Here is a 12715-nt window from a genome sequence, read left to right as displayed (position 1 = left end):
GATATTGAATGCACTCGGTTATTTTGTGGGGGCGGTAGCAATAAAAAAAGGCTACCGCAGGGAATTCACCAAATCCAGAGTTCTTACCTTGGCTTTATTGATCGGAATAATTATTGGCTATATCATCGGTCATTTGGTTCCTATGCGGTAAATTTTTACCTTAATAAATTATGAAAATACTTGTTTTACATGGCCCCAACTCAAACCTCCTTGGCTCAATTTCTTCTCAAGCCCATGAGCGTATAACGTTAGATAAAATTAATACTGCATTGCGACGGCATGTCCGGAATTCAGAAATTGAATTAAAAATCACACAAACACATAAAGTGTTTCAAGCTATTAATTTTATTCAACGCAACCGTAATTGGGCGGATGGTTTCATATTTGCACCCATGGCATGGGCAAGATTTGAATATTCAATTCTTGATGCAATTAAAATAACCCAGCTTCCTACAGTACAATTACTTTTTTCTGAAAAGTATGGTGATATACAAAAAGAAAATTCAATTTTTTCTACTTCCTGTATTTCTACAATTATCGGTCCACCCAATAAAATTTATATTGATGGCGTGGACGCTCTACAAAAACAAAGCTGAATTCTTGAAACTTTATTCGATTTTACTGTTTGCCATATTGGCTGCTTGCGTTAAGCCTGTTCATATACCGCCAAAATTAGACGAGGAGATAAATAATTCAATAAAACCGGTTATACAATTTTCCGGAGATAGTTTAACTGCAACAATCACCACCAATCATAAGTTGTCCGAATTAGACTCGTTGACCCAATTGGCAAAACATCCTGTCTCAATAAACAGATTAGTTGATTTAACTCAACCGGGAATTCATGATTCATCAAAAGTGATGTACCATGATTTGATCAAAAATGAAATTCCTGATCAAAAATTGGGTAGAGCAATATCAAGCCTTCAAGCTAATGATGATTTCATAGTGGTTACTTATTCTATCGATACAAGCTTTGTAATGCCCCATATCCGCAGTGTATTCGAGAAGATGAACTCTACCCAACCGATAGAGCCTTTATTTGATAGAGCTGGGAGAATCCCTGATTTTACCCTTATTTCTCCCACCATATCATTAATGTTACCTTGCGACGGTCAGCCAATTCCAACCAAAGGATCAAGACTTCCTAATGCCCCAAGAGATTATCGTTCTGGGGTTCACCGTGGGATTGATTTTTTTTCTAATTGGGGCACACCTGTAAAATCGGTGGCAGATGGAATTATAATACGATCAGATTTGAATTATAAAGAAGTCCCGGCTGATTTCAGAATTGAAATATTAAATCGTGCTGCAAAGTTGAAACGTACACCGTCAGATATTTTTAATAGTATTTTATTGGGGAAGGCAGTCTTCATTGATCATGGATTTGATTTATTCCCAGGATATCGTTCCATTACTATTTATGCACATTTATCTTATATCAATTCAAATATAAAACCTGGTTATAAGATAAAAGCAGGCGAAGTTTTTGCCAAATCTGGAAATACAGGAACCCGTCCGAGTACATTAGGTACTCGTGATGAATCACACCTCCATTGGGAACTAATATTACAGAATAAAAATGGAGAATATTATTTTGGGCAGAATTTGCCCTATAAAAAACTGTACCCGACTCTTAGGTCAATATTTGAAGATTAACTTTTCGCGCGCGCTAAATTTTCTTTAATCTTTTTATCATCCGGTAATACTTGTCTTGCTAATTCATAACACTCTATCGCGCGCGGACGATCGCCAATCATATAAAAAACAGTACCAAAATAATCTAAAATAAGTCCCCAACGAAGACGGACTGAATGTTCTTCTCTTTCTATTTTATCCAATTGCCCCAATAAATAATTACGAACTTTTGGATTTTTATACTGACTGTAATGAAGCCCCGCCAAAGCTAAAGCTTTAAGATCAATATCATCATCTATTTCGGAATATGCCTTTAATTTTTCCACAATTTCGGGATTAATAAATTCCATCCCGGGTGATAAGTATCTTTTAATGAAATAGCTCAAATTGGCAAATTGTCCTATACTATGTTTCAATTGGGGCTGAAGCAATAAGTTGATGGCATCTCTTTCGCTTGTTTCATTATTTATTTTTAATCGGTTTTCAATGACAGCATTCATAGGTTTAATAGATCCCCACAATTGATTCGTAGAAACCTGCAATTCCTCTTCTGTTTGATCAGAGTGACATTGAATACATGACGATTCAAATCCTTGAGATTTGTCATAAACAGGTCGAGGAATGGCAATAGTATGGTCAGATCTTGTGAATTTGATTTGATTCCCAATTCCTCCTTCTTGTCGAAACGGCATGTGGCAAGAAACACATTTACTCCCCTGCGAATTTACTTTATGAAATGTATGGGCAGGTGGGTTCTTCCCAATAGCAGCATGACATGCAGTGCATTGTTGGTCGTCAAATCGATCGACCAATGTTTTCTTATTAATATCCTGATAATCTTGAGTATGGGGATTATGACAACTGGTACAAGTCATGGAACCATTAATAAAGCAATCACTGAATATGTGATTTTGCTGATATCCAAAAGATTTAATCCTGCCGTCAACAGAATAAGGATTCTGATTTCCCAACAAGGCCAATCGAAGTGAATAGTATTCTTCTAAATCTTCCCCGGGTAAATATCCATTTTTTAAGGGCGTTTTAACCGCATGGCACTGGAAACATAAATTGAGACTTTCTCTTGGTGAAATGCCCACTAAGCTATTGATCCCGATTGATTCTGAATTTTTAATTACTCCCCGAACAATTTCAGACATGATTGTAACATGTTTTTTTGCAGGTCCATGACAGGATTCACAATTAATGGCAAGAGAGGTAAATCGCATGTTATAATTATTTCCCACCTTTTCACTAATTATTTGGCTACCATGACAATTTTGACAATTAGATATATCATCTATTTCACCAAGTACACGATGTGGGGGCCAATTGTATAATTGGTTCAATCTTATTTCATTATTGACTAACTCCCATTCTTCACTCCCCTTTACCTGGACAAACCAACTATTTTCATCACGACTGAAATCAAATGGTAAAAACCTATATGTTCCATCCTCATATTTTCCAAAAAAGGTTTGAGTCCCTCCTCCAGCCATAAAACCACCACCAACCACGGCTTCAACATTTATTTTTTGCTCATTTTTTGTTTTTTTATTAATAATTCTAAACTGGTAATTATTATCATTTTTTTCTGGATAAATAATCACATCAGCTAAAATGATTGGATCACCATTAAATGGTGCTATAATATTAACTTCATTGGGATATCCACCTGCTTTACCATGGGTGGATTTTTTCCATTGGCTGAAAATATCTTTATGGCATGATTGGCACTGCTTTGATCCGACGAAATCGGAAAATAATACCTTACTATTTTGTTCTGTTCTAGAAGGTTGGGGTATCGTGAGTGCTTTTTGAGCATTCTTTTTCTTCGAACATCCAGTAAAGGAAATGAGGAAAAACAATAGGCATTGGGGAATCAACCGATAATTCATACGGTTTAATATATTACAATTAGACAAAAAAAAGCCCCGTCAAAATTGACAGGGCTTTTTAATGTTTTTAAGTATTACTTCTTAGAAACCAACATTCAATGTGAATACTGTATTACCGTCAAAATATTTAGCAGGGATGTATGCATAATCAATCGATGCATTAATACCCAAATATTTTTTAAGATAAAGTGAACCACCAAATGAAACACCACCAAAGATATTTTCAATCTCTGATTTACTTTCATCAACTGTAGTTGTTTCAGGATCATCCTTAAGTGTAATAGTTTCCAAATCTGCTAAGTAACCGGCACGAACAGTCACCAATCCAGGGAGACTATAAGAACCCATCAGTTTTAGTTTATCCTGTTCAAAGCTATTACTTTCATAGGAACCACTCACATTAATCATATTAGCGATTGTATAAGAGGCACCTAGTTCAAACAACATTGGGACGTCAGCTTCTGCAGCTTCAATTTTCATCAACTGTGTAAGACGGTCACTGTCAAGGGCCTGTGCTTTATGTAACAAGCCAGAGCCATCATACCGCATTGGGCGACCGTAATTTCTTACAGCAACACCAACATCTAAACCATTCACATTCAGAAAATCTGTATATTGAACACCGGCATCAATAGTTAATGCTGTCCCTTTTACTCGCTTAAACCCTTCTGAGGTAGCATTGAGCGTTAATCCCATAGAAGTCTTTGTTGACATCAAACGGGAATAGGTAAATCCAGCTGTGAAGTTTGACGGGCGAAATTTTTCACCAGTTCCATCGGGTTGAAACACTGTTGTAACGGGAATTTCACCTATATCAATTGAGCGAATGTTAACACTAAATGCGTTGTTCCCAGACTTCATCGCCACACCGGCAAATAGTACTGACATGTCAGCAATATATGTCCTGTTTGAAAAGGATGTTTCTAACTTGCTCGTTGCTCGTACAACGCCTGCAGGATTCCAAAAAGATGCACCAACACCAGTAGCACTTGCAACAGCACCGCCACCAGTTAAATAGGCTGCCCCTTGTGGAATCAAGAGTTGACTTGCCGCTGCGGTACCATTGCGCATACCACTACCTGCATCGCCATCATATTTGTTTTTTGCTTGAGCCATTAATAATCCTAATGATAGAACCAAAATGGAAGCTATTTTTACTATTTTTTTAATTTTCATGATAATTGCTCCTTCAAACCCTAATAGCGTTTCGGAAATTCTTCTTCAGTGACAATCGCAAGTTTTAATATTTTCTCGCCGATTCCATCTGCATCAATATGTACTATGTAAACTCCACTTGCTAATGGAAAGTTATTCGAATTTCTCATATCCCATTGCTGGTATTGGGTTGTTGTAATTTTCTGGAAACTAGCAACCTGTGTACCTGCAATATTGAATACTCTAAACTGAACTTTACCTGTTGCAGGCAAATGGTTGAATGTTACATACTTTGGAAGCGGCAGGTTTGGTGACGCTTGTTCCAAATCATGATAACCCATATATGGATTTGGGAAAACATTAATTTTCTCAAGATCCTTTGCCACTAGAGATCTATTCCCCGGAGCCGGTGTTGTAAAAGAGAAGACATCTCCACCAACCTGCAATGGGTTAGCATAAACAAAGTTTATAACATCTCCTAATACGTGAGCCGATTCCCACCAAACTACATTCCACGTAAGGAATGCCTCATTGGATTTAAAATCCACCAAGGTTTCTTCATACGGGCGAAGAACGAAGTTTGTATACATCCGATCGTTTGGATTAAATGCATAAAATGGCGTTACGGCAGGGTCCGCTATTCGATCATATACGATGATACTAATTTGAACTGGATCACCACCACCTTCTGGTTCCATATCATATACTTTGAATGGAACTGTTATGAGGAATGGATCGCCTGTCCCAGGATTCCCTGGATCTAAATGGTCTTTAATATCGTATCCCCTAGCATTATAAAGCCATGCTTGAGAACCGCCTGATTCAACAGGAACATATCCATTGGCAAGCGCCTCACCATATACACCGTCCCAAACAATTTTGACGTCTTTTTGTAAATGATCTACATCTGCAAAACCAGCACCATACGCATGGATTGATTTAGCAGTTTTTGCCCAACCATAAGCACCATAACTACCAATATCGAAAGATCCTGATCCTGTTACTTTTGCTGAATTAAAATCAACAGGGGCAGCATAACCACCCACTAAGGTTGTTTTGAATCCTTCTGCAGACGCTAAATGGTCACCATAGTATGCACCACCTTCTTGGAATATACCCTTATAGTCAACATGATCTATTGTGTATCCATCAAGGATAAATTGATCATTAATCACTACTGTACCGGCAGTTTTATTTCTCACATTCCAATGTTTGATGGTTTTGAATTCATAGCCAAGTTCAGTTATTGTGGCTGAACCAGTAGCATCTACGGTTGTACCATCATATGCATCATCATAAACAGTATATGCAATGGAGAGCGGATACGATGCAGGAAGACTTGTATTAACAACCCAGACTGCATCTCCAGTTACTCCACCCCATTCACTTCTAAGTGCATTTCCCCAAGTAATGGTATTGGTTGCGGCGTCCAAAGTACCACTTGCATTGGCGATATTTTGTCCAGCCGATGAACCTGTCACCGGTGTACCAAAGCTATTTACTGTAATATCATCAGGTAGATCAAGTACAATACCATCAACCCAATTGTCACCACAGTCCATATCAAAAGTGAAGGTTAAATCAACTGTTCCTACTTTAGCCGAAGCCAAAGCACTTGCTGTTATTGTAGAATTGGAACAATCAAATGTTGATACTGATTTTGTAAGCATTTTGCCTACAGAATCTGGATATGCTGTTTGTTTCCAAATACCATCTACATCGCGATAGTAATGTTGATTATCAATGAACATTTCATATTCATTTCCTTTTAAAGCTGACGGGTCCATAACAGAAGCGGCGGCGGTTGCAATCGCCGTACCAGTTGAATGCGTTACGGTTAACGCTTCACCTATAGATACATCGTAAGATGTACCAGGATCTGGCATTTTTGGTGTTACGGTTATTCTTGTCATAGGAGACTCAAGCGCTTTTAATGGCGCAGTAGGATCAGCCGCCAAAGCTTTATTATATGAATATGCACTTACGCCATAATAAAATGGGCGGTCATTTGTAATTGGACGGCTCCTAAGGTGGTCAGTGGTAATTTTAATGTCTCTTCGAATACCACTATCACTACCATAATGCTCAGGGACTGTCAAAAGCAATCCTGATTTTAAGTCAACTTTTTTACCAGAGATTACTTTTACCAAGTTATCTACATCAAAAGTTGCAACCAGTATTCCTTCTTCAGGATTTGCTAAAGCATAAGGTAATTGATAAATTTTATATCCTTCAAAAACAAATCCTTCAATAACCTTTTGTTCTATTAGCTCATAATTTTTATTCCAATCCAATCCGATATACCCATTTCCTTCAAAAGCAGTTACTTCTGGGGTTTTCGGTGGAACTGGCAATATGAATTTTTGGTCATATGCATATTGCGCATAACTGTCATTATATTTCATTACAGTTACAGAACTCAGTGCATCTTCACCCATACCACCAATTAACCCAACAACTACGTCTTGAGTATCACCAATAGCCATGGAAAAAGGACCTGTATTCATCACAAGACGACGATCGCCAGGTGGTAAAATAATTCCATCAATCCAACCTGTACCTGTAGTTGGGTCACCGGCCATAACATATATTTCTGCTTCCCCAGTAATTGGATCGACAAAAGGCTGTTGTGTTGGGTATGCCGGTCTCGGAAGATAGCCTTCCATCAGGTTAAACCACTGCAGCGTTCCTGCATATACTTTTGTGTCAGGATCACTAATTGACGAACCTGCAGCAAAGTATACAAAACTTGTCATTCCCAAAGTATCAATAATGCCATCATTATTTACGTCGACTTTAGGACCTTCAAGAAAGTCATATCCAGCGGAAGGTACCGCACTACCATATGAATTAAAAAATTGATCATCAAACGTATTACCGTTATAAACATATCCCAAACTCAAGGTTGTATCCGATCCAACATAGTCGTCGGTATAAGTCCCAAGATCAGGATCTGACCACTGTGTAAAATATACTGTATCTAAGGTTGCATTAGCAGGTCCACCTGGGAGACCAACATAGTTAATCCTAGCTCTTTTGAACATCATGCTTGCTAAGGGATTAGAAAATGGGAAGTCATATCCCCAAAGTGTAATTTGGATTTCGAAACCAATTGGCGGCGATCCCCAACCACCCTCAGAAACACTGACAGTTGCACCACCAGTATGTTCATCAGGAAGATCATTAGCAACAGTCCAAACAGTTTGATCTGAGCCAGGAACACCTGGAATGTCTCCAACCCAAGCTAAATTTGTTGCGTCCCATGTAGCTGGCGTATAAACACCATCACCATTTACATCATCAAATGGTGCGCCTTCATCGGCAGGCCAGTTTGTCCAATCAGCTTCGTATTGTGCCTTCCCAGCTTCAATTTGAGCGTCAGTGAGAGAAGTTGGATTGGCATCTTTAATAATTGCAATATCACCACGAAGGTCAGCTGTATTCCAGTTTTTCCGTACGCGCCAAATTTGTTGGTCGCGATAATCTTCAGAATAACCAGTAGACTTGATTCTACCATTCGCATCTCTAAGGACTTTACCAGCCTTAAGACCGGTATTATACATAGAGCCGTTAACCCTGATTTTTGGCACTCCACCACCGGTTCCATCCGTAAGAATTTCTCCATCGGCATCTACGCCATATTTATCATTTACTCTGGCACCCCAAAGGATCCCTTCTGCAAAGATAACGCTTCCCATCCCTTTAGGATAGTTTCCGGCAGATCCGTGCGAAGTTCCATCCCACGAGAAAAACCCTTGGTTTTCCATTTGAATTTTCCAACTATTAATGTTGAAAAATGTAGCACTTGGGCCTTCCGATGTAATTTTTGCCAAACGGCTTGTAGCCGTTTTACCTGCATCCCTATCCCCTTTAATTACTTCAGCACTTACAAGCGAAGCTAAGAGAAGGGTAATCGAGATTATCCAAGTGATTGATTTTTTGAAGTTCATAAAATTCTCCACTATATTTATTAGTATTCTCAGTCACCCTAGAAGGAGACTTGGATACCTGTTTTAATTTCGCGAGGAATGCCGAACATATCAAAACTGTGATCGTTCAACCAGTGATTCCGGTTGGCCAAATTAATTTTTTGATACATTTCGACATATTCAGGGCCACGCCCTTCAATAATAAGAGCACTTAAAGCTGGGTCGCTTAAAAAGCCATCATCATACGCATCGCCAGTTCGGTTATACACATTGATTATATGTTTTGTATTCAACAAGTTTGTAATCGTTGCATAAACTTTAAAATTTGTACCTGCAAGCTTGAATGTTTTATCCAAACCAAGATCCAAATTAAAGTAACTCGGTGTTAAAGATGAGTTAAGTGCTTCCAATGGCGCCCTATTCCGGGGGTCATTATCCGAAAGAAGAGCACCTTCACCTGCGTCACGCTGCCCCATCGAACCATCAGATAGTGTAAATGGATGCCCACTGTTAAGAGAAGCAATTAAGTTTACACCAAAATTGTCCGTTATTGGGTTACCCGTTCTACCTGACCGGTAATCTAGGACTGCATTGGCCTGGTGTCGCTGGTCATAACGGGTGGCTGAAATCATTGTAGGCTTACCCCAACCGATTGTTGAAGTACTCGTATAAGAGTTTGTACTTCTCACATCTTGGAAGACGTAGTTTGCAAACAATTGCATGTTATTAACGCGAGATGTTTTGAAATCAAACTCAACACCAATAATGTTTGAAAAATCTGAATTTACGTATATGGTGTGCTCTCTCAAGCCATAAGCGTTCATGCCTGGAGAATTGTCCGGCTCATAAGTATCACGGCTAACCTGATCCTGAGGATTGCGAGAGAAAACCGTAATATCTAGTGAAGCAATTTCGCCAATGAGTGTACCATATCCGACTTCAAACTTGGTTTCTTTTACAGGTTCCAGTCCCCAAGAAGATGTACCTGAACCACGGCTACGATAAAGCTGACTCATTGGAGCCATTTGTACATATCTACCATAGTTTAAATGGAAAGTGGACTTGTCGGAAATGGGGAACCCAAGTCCGATTCGTGGCATAAGATAGCTCTGGGTTGGCATATCTTTAAAACCATATTCAGCATGATCAGCTGCAACAATGGTTGCATTTTTATCCAATGGCGCATTGTTATAATCTTTCAAATCAACATTGGCTTGATTAATTGCTTCATAACGAAGTCCAGCATTTACAATCAAATCCCCAGCTTCAAATTTGTCATTAATATAAAATGACATATTCCACGGTTCTCTTGGTTTATCATACGCATTGTTAACTTTAGATGCATTCCAATCTCTTCCCAATGGGTCATAACCAATCCAAGACGATAAACGCCCTTGCACAATTTCGGTTACTATTCTGTCTGTTTGTCCGTTTACAGCAACTGTTAGCGTTGAATCCTGACCAATTTTGGAATTCAAAGAATTGATACCGCTATAGCTATATCGTTTGTAACCCCATTTCGTGTAATCACCACCAATTTTGACCTCATGCTCACCCATTTGGGTAACAAATTCAGCATCAAAGCCTATATAACCATCTTCCCCTTTGCTGTATCCGCCACGGCGAGCGCCGTCACGAGAAAAACGGAAACCATTCACATTATAACTCGATGGTTCAACATATCTAAAAGATTCTTGCGTAGGATTTTCCCCTGGCGTACCAAAATGCTTCGCCCAGTTTGTATCTACCTTAGCAACTTCGTTTCTATCTCCCCATTTGAGCCAATCTTTTAATTGACTATCGCCCCCTGTTTTGAACGTCCCTTTGTCCTTAAACGCCTTATCATAAGTTTCGTAAGTACGATTCATAGAACGTACGTTTGTACGAATATAAGTTTTCGCATTTAAAAAATAAGTTGCTTTCAGATTAATCATATAATTTTTTCCCTCCGTCTCATGACGACGAGAATTGAACATGTTCGATATGGGCTTACCTGCGCCTGAACTAGTATAAGAATTGTATGTGGTTGCTAAACGCAAAACGAGCGGGTTTAAATCCAACTGAAGTGTACCATTGAAATTCAAATCATCACTTACGTTATCAAAAGCATAGCCACTATTTTGTCCGCGGATTTCATCGCCATCTGAATAAGTGCCATCACCATCGCTATCGCGAAATGTCATATTCCCTTTATTGCTATCCAGGACAACCATGTCGCCGGATGCAGTCAAACCACCGATTTTATCAGCGATAGGAATACCGTCAGCAATCGTAAAGGGGGTGAACCACCTGCTAGAACTCGAATAATTATCAGTATGAGACTTTCTAACTGCGGCAAAAAAGCGAACTTTATCGCCGATTGGACCACCAAATCTTGCTGTAAAATCATTATCTCCTGTTGCTGCCCCGGGATCACCGCTTTGCATTCCTTCAATAAGGACTGAGGCAGACAATTTACTTCCACCTGTTCTAAGTGACTGTTGAACCAATCCAGCATTGGCTTTACCAATACTAGCGTCAAACCCACCAACCTGAACAGCTATTATTTCCAAAGCTTCTGGGATTGCATTTGAAACAACTTTGCCGCTGGCGCCAGACATGGACGCACCTTCTAGTGTGTAGCCAATTTCATTTGAACGACTACCACGGATGTGAAGGCCGTCATGCATTTTGATTACACCGGCTTGACTGGCAACCATCGATGTAACATTACGTACGGCATAATTATCGATAGCTTCTGAGTCAATTGTTCTGGCGACATTTGTCTGGGAAACCTCAATCAAAGGTTTTTCAGCAGTTACTTCAACTACTTCCCCTTCAACTGCGGCTACTTCCAGTCCAAAATCTTGAACGGTTGTTAAACCAATTGTTACGCGTACATTTGATACTATTTGGGTTTTATACCCAATATAGTTTACCCGTAGCGTATATGTGCCCGGCTGTACGTCAAAAATATAGTATGTTCCATTTTCATCTGTTGCTGCCCCACTTGAAGTTCCTTCAAGTATGACGTTGGCGCCCACTAATGGCTGGCCATCAGATGAAACAGTACCACTCAATTTACCTGCAAGGTTCTGTGCGTACAGACCAACAGAAAAGATCATGGCAAAGAGCAAGATAGTGAGTTTTCTCATATTTATCTCCACGTTGCTGTTATGTGAGTTGTCGAAATTTTGTTAAAATAGGCGGACATTTGCGCCAAAACGCACCTATCCCCTTTTACCTCTGACCGCGAACATACCAGAATATTTCAGTATGTGCAAACTTTTTTTTTATAAGTAAAAATAGATGCTATATCAAGTCGAAATCAGAGTGTTTCTCGACGGAGGCGGTTGGAATTTCCCACCACATTTATGGATGAAAATGCCATAGCCACCTCAGCTAAAGCAGGATGCAAAGCACCAAAAATTGCCAATGGAATGGCAATTAAATTATAAAAGCTGGCCCAAAATAAATTTTGTCTAATTTTTTGAAACGTCTTTTTAGCGAGGATAAATGCTTGATTGAGTTTTATTAGATCTCCACTGACCAAAATGATGTCACCTGTTTCCATGGCTATATCTGTCCCCGTACCCATGGCTATACCCACATCCGCCTGGGCCAGTGCGGGGGCATCATTAATACCATCCCCAACCATACATACAATTTCACCTTTTTCCTGGAGGGACTTTATAATATTGGATTTATCCCCGGGCAATACTTCAGCGAAAATATTGTCAATTCCAATCTGTGCCGCCAAGGATTCAGCCACATCCTTTTTATCGCCGGTAAGCATAACTGTCTTAATCTTGTTTGATTTAAGACTTTGAATAGTGCTGGCTGAATTACTCTTTATTTCATCCGATAGAATAAAGGCGCCATAAACTATATTATCAATGGCGATAAATACAATGGACCCTTTTTCTTTAATCTCTCCTTGAAATTCAACAAAACCTGCACTACCCACTTTTATGGAAGAACTACCATATCTGGCAATAATCCCTTTCCCTGCTGTGGATTGAATATTTTTTACTTCGTCCAACCCAATTTGTTTTTCATCTGCTAATTGAACAATGGCGACAGCCAGCGGGTGAGTTGAATGTTTTTCAACGCTGGCAG

8 protein-coding genes are annotated in these 12715 nt (G+C 39.3%); 3 read left to right on the top strand and 5 right to left on the bottom strand.

Annotated features, from left to right (window positions below):
* The 3 genes from HN459_10090 to HN459_10080 all read left to right on the top strand — a co-directional run.
* Positions 1-151 (top strand): hypothetical protein (locus HN459_10090; protein ID MBT3479791.1); only part of this gene is annotated, 151 nt, incomplete at its 5' end.
* 19 nt (positions 152-170) lie between these two features.
* Positions 171-596, top strand: a complete 426-nt coding sequence (locus HN459_10085) for a type II 3-dehydroquinate dehydratase (GenBank protein MBT3479790.1) — start codon at positions 171-173, stop codon at positions 594-596.
* Positions 565-1659 carry a M23 family metallopeptidase gene (locus HN459_10080; GenBank protein MBT3479789.1) on the top strand — a complete coding sequence of 365 codons (1095 nt, stop codon included), beginning with the start codon at positions 565-567 and terminating at the stop codon, positions 1657-1659. Before HN459_10085 ends, HN459_10080 begins: the two co-directional genes overlap by 32 nt.
* Here the strand turns inward: HN459_10080 and HN459_10075 are convergent.
* The 5 genes from HN459_10075 to HN459_10055 all read right to left on the bottom strand — a co-directional run.
* On the bottom strand, positions 1656-3503 hold the full coding sequence (locus HN459_10075; protein ID MBT3479788.1) for an ammonia-forming cytochrome c nitrite reductase subunit c552: 1848 nt from the start codon (positions 3501-3503) through the stop codon (positions 1656-1658). The two genes, HN459_10080 and HN459_10075, sit on opposite strands and share 4 nt — an antisense overlap.
* Before the next feature lie 111 nt (positions 3504-3614).
* Positions 3615-4709, bottom strand: coding sequence for a PorV/PorQ family protein (locus HN459_10070; GenBank protein MBT3479787.1), 1095 nt, complete (start codon positions 4707-4709; stop codon positions 3615-3617).
* Positions 4710-4729: 20 nt separating this feature from the next.
* Positions 4730-8638 carry a T9SS type A sorting domain-containing protein gene (locus tag HN459_10065; protein MBT3479786.1) on the bottom strand — a complete coding sequence of 1303 codons (3909 nt, stop codon included), beginning with the start codon at positions 8636-8638 and terminating at the stop codon, positions 4730-4732.
* 38 nt (positions 8639-8676) lie between these two features.
* Positions 8677-11751 (bottom strand): TonB-dependent receptor, encoded by a 3075-nt coding sequence (locus HN459_10060; GenBank protein MBT3479785.1) that lies wholly within the window; start codon positions 11749-11751, stop codon positions 8677-8679.
* A gap of 173 nt (positions 11752-11924) precedes the next feature.
* On the bottom strand, positions 11925-12715 hold a 791-nt coding region (locus HN459_10055), incomplete at its 5' end, for an HAD-IC family P-type ATPase (GenBank protein MBT3479784.1).

The organism is Candidatus Neomarinimicrobiota bacterium (genome assembly GCA_018647265.1).
Classification (GTDB): domain Bacteria; phylum Fidelibacterota; class Marinisomatia; order Marinisomatales; family TCS55; genus TCS55.
This window is presented reverse-complemented; position numbering and strand designations above follow the sequence as displayed.

Excerpts from the sequence above, each read along its gene's own strand:
- HN459_10085 (MBT3479790.1), top strand. The coding sequence starts at position 171 with ATGAAAATACTTGTTTTACATGGCCCCAACTCAAACCTCCTTGGCTCA.
- HN459_10080 (MBT3479789.1), top strand. The coding sequence starts at position 565 with ATGGCGTGGACGCTCTACAAAAACAAAGCTGAATTCTTGAAACTTTAT.
- HN459_10070 (MBT3479787.1), bottom strand. The coding sequence starts at position 4,709 with ATGAAAATTAAAAAAATAGTAAAAATAGCTTCCATTTTGGTTCTATCA.
- HN459_10065 (MBT3479786.1), bottom strand. The coding sequence starts at position 8,638 with ATGAACTTCAAAAAATCAATCACTTGGATAATCTCGATTACCCTTCTC.
- HN459_10060 (MBT3479785.1), bottom strand. The coding sequence starts at position 11,751 with ATGAGAAAACTCACTATCTTGCTCTTTGCCATGATCTTTTCTGTTGGT.